Below are 23031 nucleotides of genomic sequence, written 5' to 3' on the forward strand. Positions count from 1 at the left end.
GGTGGGACGCCGGCCCGTCCGGGCATGTCGCGCGCGCTGCAACCGCGCGGGCCGCCCGGGCCGTCCGACGTGGAGAGCACGGGGTGACCTTGGATAAGGTTCACCTCCAATACTGAGGTTCGCCATGGGGGATCGAGAGTCGATGAGTGGGCGCGCGCACCAGGGAACTGTGTTCCAGCCGCTGGGTGAGGACGATCCGAGGACCGTCGCCGGATACAAGATCGCAGCTCGGCTCGGAGCCGGCGGGATGGGCAAGGTCTATCTCTCGTACACCCCTGGCGGCCGGCCCGTCGCCATCAAGGTGATCCGGCCCGACTTCGGCCAGGATGCCGAGTTCCGCCGCCGGTTCGCCCAGGAGGTGCAGGCCGCGCAGCGTGTGCAGGGCCTGTTCACCGCGCCCGTGATCGACGCCGACGCGGATGCCGAACAGCCCTGGCTCGCCACCGCCTACGTGCCCGGTCCCTCCCTGGCCGACGCCGTCGCCCAGCACGGCAGACTGCCGGTGGAGACCGTACTGCTGCTGGTCGCCGGTATCGCCGAGGCGCTGCAGATCATCCACGGCGCGGGCATCGTCCACCGGGACCTCAAGCCGGCCAACGTCCTGCTCGCCGCCGACGGCCCCCGCGTCATCGACTTCGGCATCGCCCGTGCCGCCGACGCCACGTCGCTGACCAGCAGCGGCGTCACCATCGGCACGCCCTCCTTCATGGCCCCCGAGCAGGCCGCGGGCAGCCATGTCACGCCCGCCACCGACATCTTCGCCCTCGGTCAGATCGCGGCATACGCGGCCACCGGCAAGGCGGCCTTCGGCGAGGGCACCTCGCACGGCGTGCTCTACCGGATCGTCCACGAGGAGCCCGACCTCACCGAACTGCCGGACCGGCTGCGCGAACTGGTCACCCGCTGCATGGTCAAGGAGCCCGACGGCCGTCCCTCCGTCGCCGACATCCTGGCCATCTGCCAGGCGGCCAACGGCGAGACGGTGCTGCGCCGCCCCGACGAGTGGCTGCCGAGCGTGGTGGCCGCCGAGATCACCACCCGCGTCGCCGCGCCCGCGCCAGCGGCCACCCCGCCGGCCGGGCAGGCGCCGGTCGCTCCTGCGCAGCCTGCGGCGGCGCCGACCCATGCGCCGACCGCGCACGCCGCGCCGGCGACGCCGCCGCCCGGATTCGGCCCGGCCCCGCAGACGGCCCCCCAGCCCCATGCGCCCACCCAGCCGGCGGCACAGTCGCACGGGCAGCCGCAGACGCACGGGCAGCCCCAGCCGTACGTTGCGCAGCCGCAGACGTACGGCTATCCACAGGCGGGGCCGCCCGGCTACGGCTACCCGCAGGCGGCCGCGCACCCGCAGCCCGGCGCGCCCGCGCCGTACCCCACCGTCACCGTCACCGGCCCCCAGGCACCCGCCGCGCCGAAGAAGAAGACGGCCCGTAACCTCGCCATCGCGGTGCTGGCGACCCTGGTTATCGGCGGCGCCGCGGGCGGCGGCGCCTACTACGCCCTTTCGGGCAAGGACGAGGACAAGACCAACCAGAGCCAGGACAAGCAGGGTTCGCAGAAGCAGGACACCACCCCGGGCGCGGACGGCACCCCTTCCGGCGACGGCAACGGCGGCGACGAGGTCGACACGCCGCCCGACGAGTCGGTGCCGGACCCGACACCCAAGACGTACACCGGACTCGACGTCGTCGACAACTACCACCTCAAGCTCGACGACGAACCCCTCCTGCCCGTCAATGACGACTCGGAGGGGGACATCGAGTACGAGTGGGGGATCGGTCAGATCGAGTCCCCGAGCGGTCGGCTCATCCTCCTGCGCAGCGAGCAGACGGCCGACCTCGCCACCTGCAAGAGTGAGACCCGGTACACCAGTACGATCGAGCTGGACGTCCTGTCGAAGGGCGCGAGGATCTGTGTGCTGACGGACTCCGGCCATGTCGGGGTGGCCACCTACCAGGGGAAATCGCCGGACTCCGACCCCAGTCAGTACATCACCCTCGATGTCACGGTCTGGCGCAACGCGATCGACCCTGCCCCTTCGTCCTGAATTCCGTCCTCACTGTGGCGCGTCGCGGGCCGGATGGCGTTAACTGGCCCGCACCCCGCGGGCGTTCGGCCGTCCGGCGGAACGCAGGCGCGGGCACGAGGACGTGCGAGGGGCTGGGCTTTGTTGCGAAGCGTGGGGCAGACGCGGGTGACAGGGAGCGGCGGCGACCCGAGGGCGGCGGAGCTACGTGCTGCGGTCGCGCAGCTCCGCCGTGAACTGGCCGGGTACCGTGCGGAGTTCGGTGACCGGGCGATCGCCGAGGACGAACTGGCCGTACTGGCCGCGATGATCGCCGCGGGCGATCCCGAGATTCCCCGTATGCGCCGTTCGCTGCTGCTCATCGCGGGCGCGCTCGGATCCGTGAGCGCGCTGACGCCCGCGCTGATGCAGGTGCGCAAGGCGGTGGACATGTTCAGCGACGTCCCGCCCCAGCGGCACGTCTGACGCCCCTACGGCCTCGGTGGCCCCGCGCGGATGCCGTCGCGCCGCCCGGCGGCAACTCAGCCTCGCTGGGGGCCCCAGCTACGGCCGCCAGGCAGTAGGGGAGCTTTGAGGCGCGGGGTCCGGGGCGGAGCCCCGGCGGTGGTGTCGGGGACACCCAGCCGCGGTGGTGTCGGGGACACCCAGCCGCGGTGGTGTGGGGGCAACACGCGGCCCCTGCGGCGTCAGGGCGGGCACGGTCCCTGCGGTTCCGGGGGCGGTGTCGGGGCACGCGCGGCTTTGGCGGTCGGTGCAGACACCGTCCCGCCGGTGTTCGTGCGCACGCGGCCTCGCGGCGCGGGGGCGGACGCGGCCGGGTGTCGGGGCACGCGCGGCTTTGGCGGTCGGTGAACACACGGTCCCGCCGGTGTCCGTGCGCACGCAGCCCCCGCGGCGTCAGGGCGGGGCCGGTCCCGGCGGTGTCGGGGCGGACACGGCCAGGTGTCCGGGCACACGTGGCCCCCGCGGTGCCGGGAAAACGCGCCTCCGGGCAATGTCGGAGACACGGTCCCGCCGGTGTCCGTGCGCACGCAGCCCCCGCGGCGTCGGGGCACACCCGGCCCCGGCCCCCCGGGGGCTTCAGCTCTGCGGGGACGTGCTGGCCAGGGCCGCCGACAGGTCGTGCGCGACCTCCTGGAGGATCGGGACGATCTTCTCCGTGGCCTTCTCCGTGACCCGGCCCGCCGGGCCCGAGATCGAGATCGCCGCCGCGGTGGGGGAGTCGGGCACGGACACCGCGAGGCAGCGCACGCCGATCTCCTGCTCACTGTCGTCGACCGCGTAGCCCGCGCGCCGGACCTGTTCCAGCGCGGCGAGGAACCCCTCCGGCGTCGTGATCGTTTTCTCCGTCGCGGCGGGCATGCCCGTGCGGGACAGCAGCGCCCGCACCTCGTCCGCGGGGGTGTGCGCCAGCAGTGCCTTGCCCACGCCCGTCGAGTGCGGCAGTACGCGCCGGCCGACCTCGGTGAACATGCGCATCGAGTGCTTGGAGGGCACCTGGGCCACGTACACGATCTCGTCGCCGTCCAGGAGCGCCATGTTCGCCGTCTCGCCGGTCTCCTCGACGAGGCGGGCGAGGTAGGGGCGCGCCCAGGTGCCCAGCAGCCGGGACGCGGACTCGCCGAGGCGGATCAGCCGGGGGCCGAGTGCGTACCGGCGGTTGGACTGCTGGCGTACGTAGCCGCAGGCCACCAGCGTGCGCATCAGGCGGTGGATGGTCGGCAGGGGGAGACCGCTGCTCGCGGACAGTTCGCTCAGCCCGACTTCGCCACCGGCATCGGCCATTCGTTCGAGCAGGTCGAAGGCGCGCTCCAGGGACTGCACGCCGCCGCTGGCGGCGGGCTTTGCTGCGTCGGTGGCGCTGGCGCTGGACGTCGGCACGTCGGCGGTCCTTTCGGGCAGGCAGGGCGAGGCAGCAGCCTACCGGGCTTATATGCGGGGCCCGTCGCTCCCATGGGGGCTTCTTTGCCGGTCAGGGCCCGTTTGTCCAGGTGTCCGCCGGCTTTGCGGGCAGGCCGGTGGCCGCACCGTTGGGTGAAGCACCCCACATCGCAGTGGAATAATACTTCCACTTTATGGAAACGTCCAAGTGGATCACCGTGGGCGGGGCGGGTCTTGACGGGCAACGGCCGGAAGTGAAGACTCCTTCAACAGTTCGTTGAATTTCTGGCTGGCCGAAGCAGATCGGCGTTGGCCGGCGTTCAGGAGTGTGAGGGGAGCTGGTGTCCGGCGTGGACGAGGGTGTGGACGTGGCCGTGGACGGGACCGTGGACGTGAATCTGGTGCTGCGCTCGACGCGCGTCGTCACCCCGGAGGGGACGCGCGCCGCGACCGTCGCCGTCGCCGGCGGGAAGATCGCCGCGGTGGGGCCGTACGACGCCGAGGTGCCCGCGGGCGCCCGGCTGGAGGACTTCGGCGACGACGTCCTGCTCCCCGGCCTCGTCGACACCCATGTGCATGTGAACGACCCCGGGCGCACGGCGTGGGAGGGCTTCTGGACCGCCACCCGCGCCGCCGCGGCCGGCGGCATCACGACCCTGCTCGACATGCCGCTCAACTCGCTCCCGCCGACCACCACCGTCGAGAACCTGCGCACCAAGCAGGACGTCGCCCGGCCCAAGGCCCACGTCGACACCGGATTCTGGGGCGGCGCGATCGGGTCCAACCTCAAGGACCTGCGGCCGCTGCACGACGCCGGGGTCTTCGGCTTCAAGTGCTTCCTGTCGCCATCGGGCGTCGAGGAGTTCCCCGAGCTCGACCAGGAGCAGCTCGCCCGCACCCTGGCCGAGATCGCCGGCTTCGGCGGCCTGCTCATCGTGCACGCCGAGGACCCGCACCACCTGGCCTCGGCCCCGCAGCGCAGCGGCCCCAAGTACGCCGACTTCCTGGCCTCCCGGCCGCGCGACGCCGAGAACGCCGCCATCGAGGGCCTGATCGCCCACGCCGAGCGGCTGAACGCCCGAGTGCACGTACTGCACCTCTCCTCCAGCGACGCCCTGCCGCTCATCGCCGCCGCCAAGCGCAGAGGAGTGGCGGTCTCCGTCGAGTCCTGCCCCCACTTCCTCACCCTGACCGCGGAAGAAGTCCCCGACGGCGCCACCGAGTTCAAGTGCTGCCCGCCGATCAGGGAGGCCGCCAACCAGGACCTGCTCTGGCAGGGCCTCGCCGACGGCACCATCGACTGCATCGTCTCCGACCACTCCCCGTGCACCACCGACCTCAAGTCCCCCGACTTCGCATCCGCCTGGGGCGGCATCTCCTCGCTCCAGCTGGGTCTGCCCGCCATCTGGACCGAGGCCCGCAGGCGCGGCCACACCCTCGACGACGTCGTCCGCTGGATGTCCTTCGCCCCGGCGAAGCTGGCGGGCCTCGGCGACAAGGGCGCCATCGAGGCCGGCCGCGACGCCGACTTCGCGGTCCTCGCCCCCGACGAGACCTTCACCGTCGACCCCGCCGAACTGCACCACCGCAACCAGGTCACCGCCTACGCGGGCAAGACGCTGCACGGCGTCGTCCGGTCGACGTGGCTGCGCGGCGAGCGGATCGTGGAAAACGGCAACCTGGCCGAGCCGACGGGCCGACTGCTCGAAAGGAACAACTGAAACCGTGTCCTCTTCCCTTCCCTCCTTCACCGGGGACGCCAGTCCCTACGGCGGCGGCGACCCGTACGCCGACTACCGCACGGCCGACTTCCCCTTCACCCGGTACGCCGACCTCGCCGACCGCCGCCTGGGCGCGGGCGTCATCGCCGCCAACGACGAGTTCTTCGCCGAACGCGAGAACCTGCTCAAGCCCGAGGCCGCCGAGTTCGACCCCGAGCACTTCGGCCACAAGGGCAAGATCATGGACGGCTGGGAGACCCGCCGCCGCCGCGGCGTCTCCGCCGCGCAGCCCCACCCCACGGACGAGGACCACGACTGGGCGCTGGTACGCCTCGGCGCGCCCGGCGTCGTGCGCGGCATCGTCGTCGACACCGCCCACTTCCGCGGCAACTACCCGCAGGCCGTCTCCGTCGAGGGCACCTCGGTGGCCGGGGCCCCCTCGCCGGAGGAACTCCTCGGCGACGACGTGAAGTGGACGACGCTCGTGCCGCGCACGGCCGTCGGCGGCCACGCCGCGAACGGCTTCGCCGTCGACACCGAGCAGCGCTTCACGTATCTGCGCGTGGGCCAGCACCCCGACGGTGGCATCGCCCGCCTGCGGGTGTACGGAGAGGTCGCGCCCGACCCGGCGTGGCTGGCCGCGCTCGGCACCTTCGACCTGGTCGCGCTGGAGAACGGCGGGCAGGTCGAGGACGCGTCCGACCGCTTCTACTCCCCGGCCACCAACACCATCCAGCCGGGCCGTTCCCGCAAGATGGACGACGGCTGGGAGACCCGCCGCCGCCGCGACAAGGGCAACGACTGGATCCGCTACCAGCTGGTGGAGCAGTCCGAGATCCGCGCCGTCGAGATCGACACCGCCTACCTCAAGGGCAACAGCGCCGGCTGGGCCGCCCTGTCGGTGCGCGACGGCGAGGGCGGCGAATGGCGTGAGGTGCTGCCGCGCACCCGGCTGCAACCCGACACCAACCACCGCTTCGTGCTCGCCGCCCCGGCGGTAGGCACCCACGCCCGCATCGACATCTACCCCGACGGCGGCATCTCCCGGCTGCGTCTGTTCGGCTCCCCCACCGAGCAGGGCACGGCCCGTCTGATCGCCCGCCACCAGGAGCTCGGCGGCTGACGGCCGCCGTGGGGCGGGGAGGAACGACACCCTCCTGGCCCCCGCGCGGGGCGCGCCGCCCGACAGCAACGGTGCGCCCCGCGCCCAGGAACCGCTGCTACGCGGCGTGGCCGCCGTCGACGGCGAACCCGGCACCCGTCTCGTATGCGGCCCCGTCGCCCGCCAGGTACGCGGCCATGGACGCGATCTCGTCCGCGCCGCCGAAACGGCCGAGCGTGGTGTCCGCCTTCTGCGGCTCCGCGTACGGCCGTCCGCCGGATTCATGTCGGTGTCGGCCGGCCCCCGGGTGGACGATGTCGGCCGTGATGCCCGCGCTCGCCCAACTCGCGTGCCCGGGGGCACCTCCCGGCGAGGTCAGGGGGAGCCTTCGTCAGCCCGATCTGCGCCGACGTGCTCATGGCGTACGGCGTGCCGCCGGGCCCGGGCACGCGCTGTGTCGCGCAGGTCCCGATCGTGATGATGCGCGAGCCGCGAGCCGCGAGCCATCCGCGCCGCGGCGGCCCGGGAGGCCAGACAGACGCCGCGCACGTTCGTGGCGAGGACCCTGGCCACGTCGGCGACGGTGATCTGCTCCAGCGGCGCGAGGGATCTCACGCCCACGCTGTTCACCAGGCGCCGAGCCCGCCGAGCGCGTCCGCGGCGCGGGCCACCGCCTCGGCTGCCCCGGTCCGCCGAGTCGGCGCGCAGTGCCACCGCCCGCCGGCCCATGGCCTTGCCCCCCGCTCACGACCTCCGCGGCCGCCTCCTTCCCCACCGTGTACGTGATCGCGGCATCGGCGCCGTCCCGCGCCAGCCGCAGCGCCGTCGCCGCGCCTATGCCGCGGCTTCCACCGGTCACCAGAGCCACCTTGCCGTTCATAGAGACCTTCCCAGCCCTCTCGCCATTGGTTGCGCCTTCAATGACGGCGGGAGGAGGTCCCCGATGCCGGCGGTGATCGGACGCCGTGGTCGCGTGCGCGAGCGGCGCGGCGATGAGTTCGGGGCCAGAGTGGAGTCAGAGCTGTGTGCTCCTGCGCAACCACGACAAACCCTTGTGAAGGGCGTGCATCATGGCCAAGCTCAGCCTCACCCAGTTCATCTCCCTCGACGGCGTCTACCAGGCACCCGGCGGTCCCGAAGAAGACACCAGGGGCGGCTTCGAGCAGGGTGGCTGGTCCGTGCCGTACGGGGACGAGGACTTCGGCCGGTTCATCAACGAGGTCTTCGAACGGCCCACCGCCTTCCTGCTCGGCCGCCGCACGTACGAGATCTTCGCCGGCTACTGGCCTCTGCAGAAGGACCCCGCCGACCCGGTCGCGACGAAGCTCAACGCCCTGCCCAAATACGTCGCGTCGACCACACTCGACAGCCCCGACTGGTCCGGCACCACCGTCCTCCGCGGAGACGTGGCCAAGGAGGTCACGGACCTGAAGGAGCGCACCGACGGCGAGATCCAGCTGCACGGCAGCGGCCACCTGGCCCAGTCCCTCATGGCACATGACCTGATCGACACACTCCACCTCCTGGTCTTCCCCGTCGTCCTCGGCAAGGGCCTGCGGCTGTTCCCCGAGGGCGCGACGCCGACCGCCTTCCGGCATGTCGACGCGAGGACCACCGGCTCCGGCATCGCCATCCACACCTACGAACTCGCCGGCCGCCCCGAGTACGGCAGCTACGTCTGACTCAGCCAGGTCTGACCCGGCCACGTCTGACACAGCTACGTCCGACGCAGAACCGCCGGGAACGGCTGAGCCCGAACCCGCCGCGCGCCGGGAAAGATGTAGCCTCCACACGTACGGCCCCGATACGGTGATCGCTCCGTGAGCGAGCCACCGACGCCTCCCACGCCTGTCCGCCTCAGCCGTTGGAGATCCAGGGTGTCGTTCGTCGCCGTCCCCGTCCCCGTACTCGCACCGCGCCGCGCATGGCTCACCGATCTGCCCGTGCTGCTCGTGGCCGTGGTGTGGGGCGCCAGCTACCTCGCGGCCAAGGGCATCACCACCACGCACACCGTCGTCGCCGTACTGGTCCTGCGCTTCGCGCTCGTCGTGCCGGTGCTCGTCGTCGCGGGCCGGCGCAGGCTGCGGGCCCTGACCGCGGCCCAGTGGCGTGGGGGCGGGCTGCTGGGACTCGTCCTGGGCGCGATCTTCCTGCTGGAGACGTACGGCGTCGTGCACACCTCCGCCACCAACGCGGGTCTCATCATCAGTCTCACCATGATCTTCACGCCCCTCGCCGAGGCGGCCGTGACCAGGCAGCGACCCGCCCGCTCCTTCGTTGCCGCGGCCGGGGTCTCCGTCGCCGGAGTGGTGCTGCTGACCCAGGGCGGCGGCTTCACCACTCCCTCCCTCGGCGATCTGCTGATGCTGCTCGCCGCTCTCGCGCGCACCGTCAACGTCCTGGCGACGGCCCGTATGAAGTCCCTGAGCGGCGTTGACCCCCTTTCGCTGACCACCGTGCAACTGGGCGGCGCGGTCGCGGTGTTCGCCGCCCTGGTCGCCGTCCCCGGAACGGGTGCGACACCGTGGTCCGTTGCCGTCGCATTCGGCCCGCGGGAATGGGCCGGGCTGCTCTTCCTGTCCCTGTTCTGCACGCTGTTCGCGTTCTTCGTGCAGACCTGGGCCGTACGCCGCACCTCGCCGTCGCGCGTCAGCCTCCTCCTCGGCACCGAGCCGCTGTGGGCGGCCGCGGCCGGCATCGCGATCGGCGGCGAACGCCTGGGCGCGGCGGGCCTGCTCGGCGCGGCGCTCGTCCTGACGGGCACGATGTGGGGCCGCCGCGCGGCGGACCGCTAATCGTCCCCCGGTGGGTGCCCCGAAGGCCGGCGCCACGCCACCCGCGAGGACTCCGGCCACGGCGAGGACCTCACCATCGCCGAGTGGACCTTCTCCACCGAGGGCCTGCCCTCGTACCAGTGAGGCCGGAACTCGGGAGGCCGGCGCTCAGGAAGCGGTGCACGCCTCGGCGATCGCCAGGCTGTTCTCGTAGAGGTGGTGCCGGGTGATCCGGCCCCCCTCGACGGTGAGGCGCAGCGCGAAGGGGCCCTCGAAGGACTTCCCCGTCGCACGCACCGTGCCCGAGACGTGCCCCATCAGGACGGCGTTGGTGCCGTCCACGAGGAACGTGTCGACGCAGGCCCGGGCGTCCTCGGCCACCGTGTGCTCGACCAGCTCCGTGAACTGGGCGGCGCATTCGGCTCCGGTGGAGCGCGGCCGGATCCACGGGACGGCGGGGTTCTCGGCGAGCAGCCAGTCGACCTCGTCCGCGAAGAGCGCGACGAGCCGCTCGGCGTCCCCCGCCATCCGGGCGGCGAGGAACTCCTCGACGACGTGACGGGTGGTGTCGGCTACGGAACTCGCGAGGTTCTCGGGCGACTTGACGGGCATGGTGCGCTCCTCGGGCCTGATGCGGAACCCCCGTCGGGGATCTCGTTGACGTGCACCACACTGCCGCGGCAGGGGAGCGCGGTCGATTACGTCGGGGGTAATGGCATCGCCGGACGGACGTGCGCCTCCCTGACACCTCGGTGCAGGACCGGGCACGGCCCGGCGTGATCGCCACGCGGGGCCTCAGCCGCTGCGGCCCACGCGGTCGGAGGTCACCATCAGCGTTCCGCCGAGTACGGCCAGCACGATGCTCGCGTAGAGCTCATGGCCGTCGAGGAAATCCAGACGCGCCACGACGCCCCACAGCTTGAACCAGCCGGTGAGCTCGTGAAGCACCCCCGCGACGCCCCAGACGAACAGAAGGAATCCGACCACCTCGAGAATCTTCTTCATGCCGGAAGGCTCGCGTGGACGCGTACCCGTGCGCGTCCGGCTTCGGGACACCGCGGTCCGCCGAAAGTCGGCCGAAAGTCCGCTGCCCCGCGACTTTGGTAGCCACTGCCCGCCGGATCGCCGCATCCACGTCGTCACCTGCGTAGCTTTCTCGACATGACACGCACGGAGTACCCATGGCTGCTGCCGTCGGCCATGTCCGACCCCCTCGACCTCGAAGCGGCCCGGAGCCGTGGCAGGGCCAGGCCGCGGCGCACCGTGCGCGACTGGGGCGTCGACACCCTTTTCTTCGTCATCGCCGCGGTCATAGGCCTGCTGGCCGGCATGACGAGCGCGAAGGTCGGCAATTCCGACGCGGTCGTCCTCGTCGATCAGCTCCTCGGCGCGGCCGCCTGCTGCGTCCTGTGGGCACGGCGACGCACGCCGGTCGGTCTCGCCGCCGCCCTGGTGGTCCTCGCCGCCGTCGCACCGGCCGCGGGAGGCGCGCTGATGCTCAGCCTGTTCAGCCTTGCCGTGCACCGTGCGTTCAAGCCCGTCGCCGTCCTCGGCGTGCTCGCCATCGCGTCCGGCGCCGTGCAGGCCGCCGTACGGCCCGACCCGGAGATGTCGTTCCTCGCCTCGACGGTCACCGGCACCGTACTGGTCCTGCTGATGACCGGCTGGGGAATGCTCGTACGCGCACGCCGGCAGCTCGTGACGGCTCTGCGGGAACGAGCCCGCCGCGCCGAGACGGAGGCCGCGCTGCGGGCTGAGCAGGCGCAGCGCCTCGCCCGTGAGGCCATCGCCCGCGAGATGCACGATGTACTCGCCCACCGGCTGACCCTGCTGTCCGTGCACGCGGGGGCGCTCGAGTTCCGGCCCGACGCGCCCCCGGCCGAGGTCGCGAGGGCCGCGGGCGTGATCCGCGACAGCGCCCGCGAGGCGCTGCAGGACCTGCGCGAGATCATCGGCGTGCTCCGCGCACCCGGCGAGAGCGAGGGCACCGACCCGAGGTCACCGTCTCCGTGCACGGCGGCCCCGGCGACGGGCTCTCCGTGGAGATCGTCAACCCGCCGCCGACCGGGGAGGTCGAGCCGGTGCCAGGTTCGGGCCAGGGCCTCATCGGGCTCACCGAACGCGCCACCCTGGCCGGCGGCCGGCTCGAGCACGGAGCGACGGGTGACGGACGCTTCCGGGTGGCGGCCTGGCTACCGTGGCCCTCATGACCATCCGTGTGATCGTCGTCGACGACGACCCGCTCGTGCGGGCAGGGCTGTCCTTCATGCTCGGCGGTGCCGACGACATCGAGATCGTCGGGGAGGGCGCGGACGGATCGGAGGTCCCCGGGCTCGTCGACCGGCACCGGCCCGATGTCGTCCTGATGGACATCCGCATGCCCGTGACGGACGGCCTGAGCGCGACCGAGACCCTGCGTGCCCGGCCCGACGCACCCGACGTCGTCGTCCTGACCACCTTCCACGCCGATGAGCAGGTGCTGCGCGCCCTGCGCGCGGGCGCGGCCGGTTTCGTCCTGAAGGACACCCCGCCCGCGGAGATCGTCGCCGCCGTGCGCCGGGTGGCCGCGGGCGACCCCGTCCTGTCCCCGGCCGTCACACGGCAGTTGATGACGCACGTGGCGGACGGCGGCGGCGCCGGCACACGACGGCAGGCGGCCGCACGGCGGCTGGAGTCGCTCGCCGAGCGCGAACGGGAGGTTGCGGTCGCCGTCGGACAGGGCCGCTCGAACGCCGAAATCGCGTCGACGCTGTACATGAGCGTGCCGACGGTCAAGACCCATGTGTCGCGCATTCTCGCCAAACTGGGCCTCAACAACCGTGTCCAGATCGCGCTGTTGGCCCATGATGCCGGGCTGCTGGACGAGGACGGTCCGCAGAAGTCGCCGTAGGCTGGGCGAATGACGATCGTCGATCTCGCAGAGTTCGGTGCGGACTTCACGGCGAACCCGTATCCGTACTACGCGCGGCTGCGCGAGGCGGGGCCCGTCCATCAGGTACGGGGCGCCGACGGCGGCCGGCTCTGGCTGATCGTCGGCCACGAGGAGGCGCGCTCGGCGCTCGCCGACGCGCGGCTGTCCAAGGTGCCGGCCACCGTCGGCGTGACCATGCTCGCCGAACAGGTCATCGGCCCCAACCTGCTGGTGCTCGACCCGCCCGACCACACCCGGCTGCGCAAGCTCGTTGCCCGCGAGTTCACCGGCCGGCGCGTGGAGGCGCTGCGACCGAGGATGCAGCAGATCACCGACGAACTGATCGACGCGATGCTGCCGGCGGGCCGCGGCGACCTGGTCGACGCGCTCGCCTTCCCGCTGCCCATCATCGTCATCTGCGAGCTGCTCGGCATCCCGGCCGCCGACCGCGACGACTTCCGCAAGTGGTCCAACGAGATCGTCGCCCCCACCAGCGCTGAAGGCGAGTCGAACGCGGTCCACCGGCTGCGCGGTTACCTGGACGAGCTGATCGAGAACAAGGGCTGTGCCGGTCCCGCCGACGACCTGCTATCCGCCCTGCTGTGCACCCGCGCCTCGGACGACGACCGCCTTTCCGCCGCCGAACTGCGCGCCCTGGCCTATCTGTTGCTCATCGCGGGCCATGAGACGACGGTCAACCTGATCTCCAACGGCATGCGCGCCCTGCTCACCCATCCCGATCAACTCGCAGCCCTGCGCGCCGACTTCTCGCTCCTGGACGGGGCCGTGGAGGAGATGCTGCGCTACGACGGCCCGGTGGAGAACGCGACCCTGCGCTTCAGCGTCGCCCACGTCCCGTACGGCGACATCGTCATCCCGCCCGGTGAGACGGTCCTCGTGGGTCTCGCCGCCGGCGACCGGGACCCGGCCCGCTATCCCGAGCCGGACCGCTTCGACATCCGCCGCGACACCCGGGGCCACCTGGCCTTCGGCCACGGCATCCACTTCTGCCTGGGCGCGCCGCTGGCCCGGCTGGAGGCCCGTGTCGCCATCCGCTCCCTGCTGGAGCGCTGCCCGGAGCTCGCCCTCGACGAGCCCGCCTCCGCCTACGAGTGGCTCCCCGGCCTCCTGATGCGCGGCGTCCGCCACCTGCCGGTGCGCTGGTAGTCCGGTGTGACGGACGGCCCCGCACACCACCTGACGATGTGAGAGGAACGCCGTGACCACCGAAGCCGCCATCGTTGATCTCGCTGCGCTCGGCGCCGACTTCACCCGCGACCCCTATCCCGTCTACGCCGCGTTACGCGAGCGGGGCGCCGTCCACCGGGTCCGGCTGCCCGAGGGCCACGAGGCATGGCTCGTCGTCGGTTACGAGGCCGGGCGCGCCGTTCTCGCCGACAACGCCCTGTCCAAGGAGTGGCGCAATGCCGCCCCCGATCTCGGCGTCTCGCAGCTGTCGGCCGGCATCACCATGCTCAGCGCCGACGCCCCCCGGCACACGCGGCTGCGCAAGCTCGTGGCACGCGAGTTCACCATGCGGCGCGTGGACCAACTGGCCCCGCGCGTCCAGCGGATCACCGACGAACTGCTGGACCGCATGGGGCCCACGGGCCGTGCCGACCTCGTCGACGCGTTCTCCTTCCCGCTGCCCATCGCCGTCATCTGCGAACTGCTGGGCGTGCCCTTCCTCGACCAGGACGCCTTCCGGCGCTGGTCCAACACCGCCCTGGCCTCCACCGGCCGGGCCGAGCGGGAGGCGGCGGCGGGGAACTGACGCGGTATCTGGCCGGGCTGCTCGCCGAGAAGCGCGACAAGCCCGGCGACGACCTCATGAGCGCGCTCATCCACCGGGCCGACGGAGACGATGAGGACCGGCTCGGCGGCGACGAGCTGATGGGCATGGCGTGGCTGCTGCTGATCGCCGGCCACGAGACGACGGTCAACCTGATCTCCAACGGCGTCCTCGCGCTGCTCACCCACCCCGACCAACTCGACGCGCTGCGGGGCGACTTCTCGCTGATGGACGGGGCCGTGGAGGAGATGCTGCGGTACGACGGGCCGGTGGAGACCCCGACGTACCGCTTCACCGTCGAGCCCTACGAGATCGGCGGCACGGTCGTCCCCGGCGGCGGACAGCTGGTCCTGGTCGCCCTCGCGGACGCCGACCGCGACCCGGCCCGCTATCCGGAGCCGGACCGCTTCGACATCCGCCGCGACAGCCGGGGCCATCTGGCCTTCGGCCACGGCATCCATTACTGCCTGGGCGCGCCGCTGGCGCGTCTGGAGGCGCGTGTCGCCATCCGCTCGCTGCTGGAGCGCTGCCCGGACCTCACGCTGGACGCGCACACGGCCGCGCTCACGTGGCGCACGGGCATGCTGATCCGCGGCCCGGAATCCCTCCCGGTCCGCTGGTGACCCGGGGGCGCTGCCCCGGGCCCCCGCGCCTCAGTCGCCGGCGGGGCTGTTTCTCAGCCCGTCCGGGGGTCCCCCGGGGCGAAGCCCAGGGGGAGTTCGATGACACCGCGCGAAGCGCGGGTAACGGGGCCTGGGGCGCAGTCCCGGTTCAGGGGTTCAGCCCGACGGGATCTCCTCCAGGCGGACCGGGCGGTGTTCGCGGCGCGAGAGCTCGCAGGCCTCGGCGACCCGCAGCGCCGTCAGCGCCTCGTGGCCGTCGCACGCGTTCTCCCCTTCGCCCGCCACGAGGCGGATGAACGCGTCCAGCTCCGCCTCGTACGCGGGGGCGAAACGCTCCAGGAAGCCCGGCCAGGGGTTGTCCACCGGCGGCAGGCCCTTCGGTTCCGTGGAGCTGATCGGCGTACGGTCGTCCAGCCCGACCGCGACCTGGTCGAGCTCCCCGGCCAGCTCCATCCGCACGTCGTAGCCCGCGCCGTTGCACCGCGTCGCGGTCGCCGTTGCCAGCGTCCCGTCGTCCAGCGTGAGCAGCGCCGCCGCGGTGTCCACGTCGCCCGCCTCGCGGAACATCGCCGGGCCCGCGTCAGCCCCGGTGGCGTACACCTCGACGATCTCGCGTCCGGTCACCCAGCGCAGGATGTCGAAGTCGTGGACCAGGCAGTCCCGGTACAGCCCGCCGGACAGCGGCAGGTACTCCGCGGGCGGCGGCGCCGGGTCGGACGTGATCGCCCGTACGGTGTGCAGGCGGCCCAGCCGGCCCGAGCGCACCAGCTCGCGGGCCGCCGTGTAGCCCGCGTCGAAGCGGCGCATGAAGCCGAGCTGCAGCTCCGTGCCCGCCCGTTCCACCTCGCGCAGCGCCGCGAGCGTCCCCGGCAGATCCAGGGCGATCGGTTTCTCGCAGAATGCCGGCAGCCCCGCACGCGCCGCGCGGGCGATCAGATCGGCATGCGCGGCGGTCGCCGAGGCGATCACCACCGCGTCCACGCCCCAGGCGAAGACCTCGTCGGCACTGGGTGCGGCCGTGGCGCCGCAGCGGTCCGCCGTGCGCACGGCGCGCGCCGCGTCCGTGTCCGCCACGACCAGTGAGCCGACCTCGCGATGGCGGCTCAGTACCCCCGCGTGAAAGCTGCCGATACGTCCCGTGCCGATCAATCCGATGCGCATGGCCCAAAGGTGGAGGCGGTGCCGCCGCCTGTCAAGACTTTGTCCTGACAACCGAACCTCACGACTTCCCGTCAACTTGGCGTGCGACTACGCTCCCCCACGTGCCCAAGCAGCCCAGTCACGAGACGGAACCGGCCCTCTCGCTCCAGTTGAGCGTCGACCGCACCAGCCCGGTCCCGCTCTACTTCCAGCTCTCCCAGCAGCTGGAAGCGGCCATCGAGAGGGGGGCGCTCACCCCTGGCACTCTCCTCGGCAACGAGATCGAGCTCGCCGGCCGGCTCGGCCTGTCCCGGCCCACTGTCCGCCAGGCCATCCAGTCCCTGGTCGACAAGGGACTGCTGGTGCGCCGGCGTGGCGTGGGCACCCAGGTCGTGCACAGCCAGGTCAAGCGCCCGCTGGAGCTCAGCAGCCTCTACGACGACCTGGAGGCGGCCGGGCAGCGGCCCGCCACGGTCGTGCTGAACAACGCCGTGGAGCCCGCGAGCGCCGAGGTCGCCGCCGCGCTCGGCGTCGCCGAGGGCAGCGAGGTCCGGGTCGTCGAGCGGCTGCGCTACGCCCACGGGGAGCCGATGGCCCGGCTGCGCAACCACCTCCCCGCCGGGCTGCTCGACTGCGACACCGCCGCGCTGGAGTCGACCGGGCTGTACCGGATCATGCGCGCGGCCGGGATCACCCTGCACAGCGCCCGCCAGTCCGTCGGAGCCCGCGCGGCCGACGCGGCGGAGGCCGAACTGCTGGGCGAGGAGGCGGGGGCCCCGCTGCTCACGATGGAGCGCACCACCTTCGACGACACGGGCCGCGCGGTTGAGTTCGGCTCGCACATCTACCGGGCCTCGCGTTACGCCTTCGAATTCCAGCTCCTGGTCCGTTCCTAGGCACTGCCCGGTGGGCCACCGTCGCGTAAGAATGTTCGGACAAAGTCTTGACTGGCCCGCGGGGCCGCCGTAGAAACTCACCCAGCCGCAACCCGGCGGCGGGGTAAGGAGGCGGACCCACATGCGCACAACCCGCACGGCAACAGCCCTGCTCGCCGCGAGCGCCCTGGCCGTCCTCGCCGGATGCAGCAGTTCCGGCGGCAAGGAAGGCAACGAGAAGCCCGCCGCCGAAGGCGGCGGCGAGGCCGCGAAGACGCCCAGGATGAAGATCGCCATGGTGACCCACTCGGGCCAGGGCGACACCTTCTGGGACATCGTCCAAAGCGGTGCGAAGGTCGCCGCCCGCAAGGACAACGTGCAGTTCCTCTACGCGTCGAACCCCGAGGGCAAGGAGCAGGCCCAGCTGGTCCAGACGTACATCGACCAGAAGGTCGACGGCATCATCGTCACCCTCGCCAAGCCCGAGGCCATGAGCGACGTCGTCAAGAAGGCCGTCGCCGCGGGCATCCCCGTCGTCACCATCAACTCGGGCGCGGAGTTCTCGAAGGGCCTCGGGGCACTCAGCCACATCGGCCAGGACGAATCGGTCGCCGGCGAGGCCGTCGGCGAGGAGCTGAACGAGCGTGGACGCAAGAAGGCGCTCTGCGTGATCCACGAACAGGGCAACGTCTCGCTCGAAGCGCGCTGCGCCGGGGTGAAGAAGACCTTCCGGGGCACGGTGGAGAACCTGAACGTCGAAGGCACCAACATGCCCGCCACCACCTCGTCCATCGAGGCGAAACTGCAGAGCGCCAAGGACATCGACGCCGTCGTCACCCTCGGGGCGCCCTTCGCGGCCGCCTCCGTGAAGGCCAAGGACGGCGCGGGGTCGGAGGCGGAGATCAACACGTTCGACCTCAACGCCGACGTGGTCAAGAGCCTCAAGGCCAAGGACATCGCGTTCGCCGTGGACCAGCAGCCCTACCTCCAGGGCTACCTCGCCGTCGACGAGCTGTGGCTCAACAAGGTCAACCGGAATGTCATCGGCGGCGGCAAGCCCGTCCTGACCGGTCCCGCGCTCGTCACCGAGAAGGACGTCCCGGCGCTGGAGAAGCTCACCGCAGACGGCACCCGATGACGCACCCCGTCCTCGTCGCATCGGCACCCGCGGCGTCCCCCGTCCTCGTCGCCGGGGTACCCGCGGCGCACCCGATGCGGACTCCGCCGCCCTGTGCGGCGTGCCCCGACCTTGCCCCGCCGCCCTGCGCGGCGCGCCTTGTCCTCGTCGCCGGGGCACCCGCTGCGCACCCGATGACCACCCCGCGACCAGGCGTGACGGATACTTGGGCGGCCGGGGCAGGTCGCTGCGACCCCCGGCCGCACAGGGCAGCACAGCGAGTACGGCAAGAAGGGCACGGCGTCGTGGCACGGGCAAGGACAGGGGTACGCGCACTGGGCGCGGTGCTGGCAGCGGTACTCGGAGCGGGCCTCGTGGGGTGCAGCAGCACAGGCGGCAAGCGTGCCGAGGACGCCCGCAAGGCCGCGCAGAACGCCCGCGGCGAGGCGGCGGTCACCACCCCGCGCTGGACCTTCGCCATGGTGACCCACTCGGGCGACGGCGACACCTTCTGGGACATCGTCCAGAGCGGCGCCAAGGAAGCGGCCGCCAAGGACAACATCAACTTCCTCTACGCCCACAACGACGAGGGCCAGCAGCAGGCGCAGCTCGTCGACTCGTACATCTCCAAGAAGGTCGACGCGCTCATCGTCACCCTCGCCAAGCCCGACGCCATGAAGGCCGTCGTCGCCAAGGCCCGCAAGGCAGGCATCCCGGTGATCACGGTGAACTCCGGCTCCGAGCAGTCCAAGGAGTTCGGCGCCCTCACCCACATCGGGCAGGACGAGTCCGTCGCCGGCGAGGCGGTCGGCGACGAGCTCGACGCGCGCGGCCGGAAGAAGGCGTTGTGCGTCCTGCACGAGCAGGGCAACGTCGGCCACGAGCAGCGCTGCGCCGGGGCGAAGAAGACCTTCGGCGGCCGGATGCAGAACCTGTACGTCGACGGCACCAACATGCCCGACGTCCAGGCGTCGATCGAGGCCAAGCTGCAGGCCGACCCGTCCGTCGACTCGGTCGTCACGCTCGGCGCGCCGTTCGCGGACGCCGCGGTCCAGGCGAGGAAGAGCGCCGGGTCCGAGGCCGAGGTCGGCACCTTCGACCTCAACCCCAAGGTCGCGGCCGCCCTGAAGGACGGCACCCTCGGCTTCGCCGTGGACCAGCAGCCCTACCTCCAGGGCTACGAGGCCGTCGACCTGCTGTGGCTGTACAAGTACAACGCCGATGTACTCGGCGGCGGCCGGCCCGTGCTGACCGGGCCGCAGATCATCACCCAGAAGGACGCCGACGAGCTCGCGGAATACACGGATCGGGGGACCCGATGAGCGCGACCGCACCGCCTGCCACACCCGGCAGGGCATCGCAGCAGACCGACGAGCGGCTGCTGCGCACCTCCCCGCTGCGCAAGCTGATGGGCCGGCCGGAGCTGGGCTCGGTAGTCGGCGCCGTCGCCGTCTTCGTCTTCTTCTCCGTCTTCGCCGACTCGTTCCTGAAGGCGTCCAGCTTCTCGACCGTCCTGTACGCCGCGTCGACGCTCGGCATCATGGCCGTGCCGGTCGCGCTGCTGATGATCGGCGGCGAGTTCGACCTGTCCGCCGGTGTCCTGGTCACCAGCTCGGCGCTCGTCTCGTCGATGTTCAGCTACCAGATGACCGCGAACATCTGGGTGGGCGTGGGTGTCTCGCTGCTCGTCACGCTCGCCATCGGCGCGTTCAACGGCCTCATGCTGACCCGGACGAAACTGCCGAGCTTCATCATCACGCTCGGCACGTTCCTGATGCTCACCGGTCTCAACCTGGGCTTCACCAAGCTGATCAGCGGCACCGTGTCGACGAAGTCCATCGCCGACATGGAGGGCTTCGCCTCCGCCAGGAAGCTCTTCGCCTCCGAGCTCACGCTCGGCGACGTGACGCTCAAGGTCACCGTCCTGTGGTGGTTCGTGCTGATCGCGCTCGCCACCTGGATCCTGCTGCGCACCCGGTTCGGCAACTGGATCTTCGCGGTGGGCGGCGGCGCGGACGCGGCCCGAGCGGTCGGCGTCCCGGTCAACCGGACCAAGATCGGCCTGTACATGGGGGTCGCCTTCGCCGCCTGGGTCTCCGGCCAGCACCTGTTGTTCTCGTTCGACGTCGTGCAGTCCGGCGAAGGCGTCGGCAACGAGTTGACGTACATCATCGCGGCCGTCATCGGAGGCTGCCTGATCACCGGCGGCTACGGCTCCGCGATCGGATCGGCGGTCGGCGCGTTCATCTTCGGAATGACGAGCAAGGGCATCGTCTACGCCGAGTGGAATCCGGACTGGTTCAAGTTCTTCCTCGGAGCGATGCTCCTTCTGGCCACCCTGCTCAACGCATGGGTGCGCAAGCGTGCGGAGGCGACCTCATGAGCGCACTCGTGGAGCTCGACGACATCAGCAAGTACTACGGCAACATCCGCGCCCTCGAAGGCGTCTCCCTCCAGGTCCACGCGGGTGAGATCACCTGTGTGCTCGGCGACAACGGCGCGGGCAAGTCCACCCTCATCAAGGTCATCGCGGGCCTGCACCGGCACGACGCAGGCACCTTCTCGATCGAGGGCGAGGTCACCACGCTGAACTCACCGCGGGAGGCACTGGACCGCGGCATCGCCACCGTCTACCAGGACCTGGCGGTCGTCCCGCTGATGCCGGTGTGGCGCAATTTCTTCCTGGGCTCCGAGCCTACGAGGGGCACGGGCCCGTTCAAGCGACTCGACGTGGCGACGATGCGCGAGACCACCCGCTCCGAGCTGCTGCGCATGGGCATCGACCTGCGGGACGTCGACCAGCCGATCGGCACGCTCTCCGGCGGCGAGCGCCAGTGCGTGGCCATCGCCCGCGCCGTCTACTTCGGCGCCAAGGTGCTGGTGCTCGACGAGCCGACCGCTGCTCTCGGGGTGAAGCAGTCCGGTGTGGTGCTCAAATACGTGGCCGCGGCACGGGACGCAGGGCTGGGCGTGGTGCTCATCACCCACAACCCGCATCACGCGTATCTCGTCGGTGACCGCTTCGTGCTGCTCAAGCGCGGCATCATGGCGGCGAGCCACACCAAGGACTCGGTCACACTCGACGAACTCACCCGCCAGATGGCGGGCGGCAGCGAGCTGGAGGACCTCCGCCACGAGCTGGAACGGGCGCCGGCGCCCGCCCGTCTCGGCGAGGGCGCACCCAGGGACGCCACCGCCTAGGGCCGGGCAGCGGCTCACCCACCCGGCCCGCCGGATGGCAGAATCGGCCCCGGTGGTGGGTACCGCCCACCACCGGGCCGTCACCGGCGGCCACACCCCCGACACCCGTAGGGACATGAGCACGTACCGCGACTTTGCGAACCGAGGGTCCGCCCGCGCCACCGTCCTCAAGACCGTCGGAACGCGAGAGCGGCGCTCCCACCTCACCGCGCCCCGGGTGCCCACCGTCGGCATCGACATCGGCGGCACCAAGGTGATGGCCGGCGTGGTCGACGCCGACGGCGTCATCCTGGAGAAAGTCCGTACCGAGACCCCGGACAAGTCCAAGAGTCCCAAGGTCGTCGAGGACACCATCTGCGAGCTGGTCCTCGACCTCTCCGACCGCCACGATGTGCACGCGGTCGGGATCGGCGCCGCCGGCTGGGTCGACGCCGACCGCTCCAAGGTCCTCTTCGCCCCCCATCTGGCCTGGCGCAACGAACCCCTGCGCGACGCGCTCTCCGCCCGCCTCGCCGTCCCGGTCCTCGTGGACAACGACGCCAACACGGCCGCCTGGGCCGAGTGGCGCTTCGGCGCGGGCCGCGGTGAGGACCATCTCGTGATGATCACCCTCGGCACCGGAATCGGCGGCGCGATCCTGGAGGACGGCCAGCTCAAGCGGGGGAAGTACGGGGTCGCGGGCGAGTTCGGCCATATGCAGGTCGTGCCCGGCGGACACCGCTGCCCCTGCGGGAACCGCGGCTGCTGGGAGCAGTACAGCTCCGGGAACGCGCTGGTGCGCGAGGCCCGGGAGCTGGCCGTGGCCGACTCCCCGGTGGCGTACAACATCATCGACCGGGTCGGCGGCAGTGTCCACGACATCACCGGACCGCTGATCACCGAACTGGCCCGCGAGGGCGACGCCATGTGCGTCGAACTGTTCCAGGACATCGGCCAGTGGCTCGGCGTCGGCATCGCCAATCTCGCCGCGGCCCTGGACCCCTCCTGCTTCGTGATCGGCGGCGGTGTCAGCGCCGCCGACGACCTGCTCATCGGGCCCGCCCGGGACGCCTTCCGCCGCCACCTCACGGGCCGCGGCTACCGGCCCGAGGCACGCATCGCCAAGGCCCAGCTCGGTCCGGAGGCGGGTATGGTCGGTGCGGCCGACCTGGCCCGCCTGGTCGCGCGCCGCTTCCGCCGGACGAACCGCCGCCGGGTGGAGCGCCATGAACGATACGAGCGGTACGCGCAGGCCCTGCGCAATCCGAGCTCCGTCCGTCCCACCCAGGAACCTCCGACATGACCACCACCACCACCACGCCGACCCGACAGCCCACTCCGCCGGTCCCCGAGGGCAGGCGGCACATGCTCGTGCGCCGCTGGCTCACCGCGATCACCATCGTGCTCCTCGTCGGCATCCCGGCCGGCTATCTGGTGATCTCCGCCGAGCAGAGCCGTGCCAGCGGCCGGGACAAGGAGGCCGAGTCCTCGGCCACCGGTCTGCGCGTCAAGTGGCCCTCGCTGATGAAGCGCCGCATCTTCGAGGTGCCGATCCCCGAGGGCTCCTGGCGCGTCGGCTACTACGAGACCAGCAACTGGAAGACCAGCCGGCTCTACGTGCAGTTCCGCACCACCTCCGACGGTCTCGACGCCTTCCTGAAGGATGTCGGCACCAGCCGGGCCGCCCTCCAGGACGGCAAGGTCACCATCGGCGACCGCGACAGCGAGGTCGTCGGCTGGAACTTCGGCCTGAAGGACCGTGCCTGGGCGGGCACCACGCACCAGAACAAGGACCCGCGCCCCACGCAGGACATCACGGTCGACCTGACCGAACCCGCCAAACCCTGGGTGTACGTCGTCTCCACCGCGACGCCCTGAGAAATCCGCCG

Annotated in this window: 21 protein-coding genes and 3 pseudogenes; 17 read left to right on the plus strand and 7 right to left on the minus strand. The window is 71.7% G+C overall.

Translation table 11 applies throughout. From position 1 onward, the window contains the following. The first annotated feature begins 142 nt into the window (after positions 1 to 142). Together J7E88_RS02775 and J7E88_RS02780 are read left to right on the plus strand one after the other, a co-directional pair. The gene (locus tag J7E88_RS02775; RefSeq protein WP_215176807.1) at positions 143 to 2047 is read left to right on the plus strand and encodes a serine/threonine-protein kinase; all 1905 of its coding nucleotides are present in this window, start codon (positions 143 to 145) and stop codon (positions 2045 to 2047) included. A 120-nt stretch (positions 2048 to 2167) separates the two neighbouring features. Then, complete coding sequence (locus J7E88_RS02780; protein WP_215176809.1) at positions 2168 to 2491, plus strand: DUF5955 family protein; 324 nt, start codon at positions 2168 to 2170, stop codon at positions 2489 to 2491. 615 nt (positions 2492 to 3106) lie between these two features. On the opposite strand, the gene J7E88_RS02785 is transcribed toward J7E88_RS02780, so the two are convergent. Beyond that, positions 3107 to 3907, minus strand: a complete 801-nt coding sequence (locus J7E88_RS02785) for an IclR family transcriptional regulator (RefSeq protein WP_215176811.1) — start codon at positions 3905 to 3907, stop codon at positions 3107 to 3109. 386 nt (positions 3908 to 4293) lie between these two features. On the opposite strand from J7E88_RS02785, the gene allB reads away from it, so the two are divergent. Both allB and alc read left to right on the plus strand, forming a co-directional pair. Then, positions 4294 to 5628, plus strand: a complete 1335-nt coding sequence (gene allB / locus J7E88_RS02790) for an allantoinase AllB (RefSeq protein WP_374196222.1) — start codon at positions 4294 to 4296, stop codon at positions 5626 to 5628. Positions 5629 to 5632: 4 nt separating this feature from the next. Beyond that, a complete protein-coding gene (gene alc / locus J7E88_RS02795; protein WP_215176812.1) occupies positions 5633 to 6751 on the plus strand; it encodes an allantoicase in 1119 nt (372 codons plus the stop codon). 97 nt (positions 6752 to 6848) lie between these two features. Here alc and J7E88_RS35470 read toward each other — a convergent pair whose 3' ends face one another. The 3 genes and pseudogenes from J7E88_RS35470 to J7E88_RS37280 form a co-directional block, all read right to left on the minus strand. Beyond that, positions 6849 to 7109, minus strand: coding sequence for an SDR family oxidoreductase (locus tag J7E88_RS35470; protein ID WP_251022092.1), 261 nt, complete (start codon positions 7107 to 7109; stop codon positions 6849 to 6851). Further along, positions 7106 to 7351 carry a hypothetical protein gene (locus tag J7E88_RS36940; protein WP_308307284.1) on the minus strand — a complete coding sequence of 82 codons (246 nt, stop codon included), beginning with the start codon at positions 7349 to 7351 and terminating at the stop codon, positions 7106 to 7108. Before J7E88_RS36940 ends, J7E88_RS35470 begins: the two co-directional genes overlap by 4 nt. A gap of 133 nt (positions 7352 to 7484) precedes the next feature. After that, positions 7485 to 7610, minus strand: a pseudogene (locus J7E88_RS37280) (SDR family NAD(P)-dependent oxidoreductase); the annotation flags it as partial. A gap of 190 nt (positions 7611 to 7800) precedes the next feature. On the opposite strand from J7E88_RS37280, the gene J7E88_RS02805 reads away from it, so the two are divergent. Together J7E88_RS02805 and J7E88_RS02810 are read left to right on the plus strand one after the other, a co-directional pair. Beyond that, positions 7801 to 8412, plus strand: coding sequence for a dihydrofolate reductase family protein (locus tag J7E88_RS02805; protein ID WP_215176813.1), 612 nt, complete (start codon positions 7801 to 7803; stop codon positions 8410 to 8412). 195 nt (positions 8413 to 8607) lie between these two features. Further along, positions 8608 to 9525: a DMT family transporter gene (locus tag J7E88_RS02810; RefSeq protein ID WP_215176814.1), complete on the plus strand. Its 918-nt coding sequence runs from the start codon at positions 8608 to 8610 to the stop codon at positions 9523 to 9525. A 147-nt stretch (positions 9526 to 9672) separates the two neighbouring features. On the opposite strand, the gene J7E88_RS02815 is transcribed toward J7E88_RS02810, so the two are convergent. Both J7E88_RS02815 and J7E88_RS02820 read right to left on the minus strand, forming a co-directional pair. Next, positions 9673 to 10116 (minus strand): nuclear transport factor 2 family protein, encoded by a 444-nt coding sequence (locus J7E88_RS02815; RefSeq protein ID WP_215176815.1) that lies wholly within the window; start codon positions 10114 to 10116, stop codon positions 9673 to 9675. A 183-nt stretch (positions 10117 to 10299) separates the two neighbouring features. Next, the gene (locus J7E88_RS02820; RefSeq protein WP_215176816.1) at positions 10300 to 10509 is read right to left on the minus strand and encodes a hypothetical protein; all 210 of its coding nucleotides are present in this window, start codon (positions 10507 to 10509) and stop codon (positions 10300 to 10302) included. Between the two features lie 156 nt (positions 10510 to 10665). On the opposite strand from J7E88_RS02820, the pseudogene J7E88_RS02825 reads away from it, so the two are divergent. The 4 genes and pseudogenes from J7E88_RS02825 to J7E88_RS02840 all read left to right on the plus strand — a co-directional run bounded on the left by J7E88_RS02825 (position 10666) and on the right by J7E88_RS02840 (position 14830). Then, positions 10666 to 11714: pseudogene (locus J7E88_RS02825) on the plus strand (sensor histidine kinase). Further along, positions 11711 to 12394, plus strand: coding sequence for a response regulator transcription factor (locus J7E88_RS02830; RefSeq protein ID WP_215176817.1), 684 nt, complete (start codon positions 11711 to 11713; stop codon positions 12392 to 12394). Before J7E88_RS02825 ends, J7E88_RS02830 begins: the two are co-directional and overlap by 4 nt. Before the next feature lie 9 nt (positions 12395 to 12403). After that, complete coding sequence (locus J7E88_RS02835) at positions 12404 to 13582, plus strand: cytochrome P450 (RefSeq protein ID WP_215176818.1); 1179 nt, start codon at positions 12404 to 12406, stop codon at positions 13580 to 13582. Positions 13583 to 13634: 52 nt separating this feature from the next. Continuing rightward, positions 13635 to 14830, plus strand: a pseudogene (locus J7E88_RS02840) (cytochrome P450). Between the two features lie 156 nt (positions 14831 to 14986). On the opposite strand, the gene J7E88_RS02845 reads toward J7E88_RS02840, so the two are convergent. Next, entirely contained in the window at positions 14987 to 15991 is a 1005-nt protein-coding gene (locus J7E88_RS02845; protein WP_215176820.1) for a Gfo/Idh/MocA family oxidoreductase, read from the minus strand. A 101-nt stretch (positions 15992 to 16092) separates the two neighbouring features. On the opposite strand from J7E88_RS02845, the gene J7E88_RS02850 reads away from it, so the two are divergent. The 7 genes from J7E88_RS02850 to J7E88_RS02880 all read left to right on the plus strand — a co-directional run bounded on the left by J7E88_RS02850 (position 16093) and on the right by J7E88_RS02880 (position 23020). Then, a complete protein-coding gene (locus J7E88_RS02850) occupies positions 16093 to 16866 on the plus strand; it encodes a GntR family transcriptional regulator (protein ID WP_215176822.1) in 774 nt (257 codons plus the stop codon). 121 nt (positions 16867 to 16987) lie between these two features. Then, positions 16988 to 17983 carry a sugar ABC transporter substrate-binding protein gene (locus J7E88_RS02855; RefSeq protein ID WP_215176824.1) on the plus strand — a complete coding sequence of 332 codons (996 nt, stop codon included), beginning with the start codon at positions 16988 to 16990 and terminating at the stop codon, positions 17981 to 17983. A gap of 284 nt (positions 17984 to 18267) precedes the next feature. Further along, entirely contained in the window at positions 18268 to 19284 is a 1017-nt protein-coding gene (locus J7E88_RS02860) for a sugar ABC transporter substrate-binding protein (RefSeq protein WP_215176826.1), read from the plus strand. After that, positions 19281 to 20345, plus strand: a complete 1065-nt coding sequence (locus J7E88_RS02865) for an ABC transporter permease (RefSeq protein WP_215176828.1) — start codon at positions 19281 to 19283, stop codon at positions 20343 to 20345. The genes J7E88_RS02860 and J7E88_RS02865 overlap by 4 nt, the downstream gene beginning before the upstream one ends. Next, complete coding sequence (locus tag J7E88_RS02870) at positions 20342 to 21163, plus strand: ATP-binding cassette domain-containing protein (RefSeq protein WP_215176836.1); 822 nt, start codon at positions 20342 to 20344, stop codon at positions 21161 to 21163. Before J7E88_RS02865 ends, J7E88_RS02870 begins: the two co-directional genes overlap by 4 nt. A 115-nt stretch (positions 21164 to 21278) precedes the next feature. Next, entirely contained in the window at positions 21279 to 22445 is a 1167-nt protein-coding gene (locus tag J7E88_RS02875; protein ID WP_215177438.1) for an ROK family glucokinase, read from the plus strand. Continuing rightward, positions 22442 to 23020 (plus strand): hypothetical protein, encoded by a 579-nt coding sequence (locus J7E88_RS02880; RefSeq protein WP_215176838.1) that lies wholly within the window; start codon positions 22442 to 22444, stop codon positions 23018 to 23020. The genes J7E88_RS02875 and J7E88_RS02880 overlap by 4 nt, the downstream gene beginning before the upstream one ends. The last annotated feature ends 11 nt before the right edge of the window (positions 23021 to 23031 follow it).

Origin of the sequence: Streptomyces sp. ISL-10 (assembly GCF_018614575.1) — a bacterium.
GTDB lineage: Bacteria > Actinomycetota > Actinomycetes > Streptomycetales > Streptomycetaceae > Streptomyces.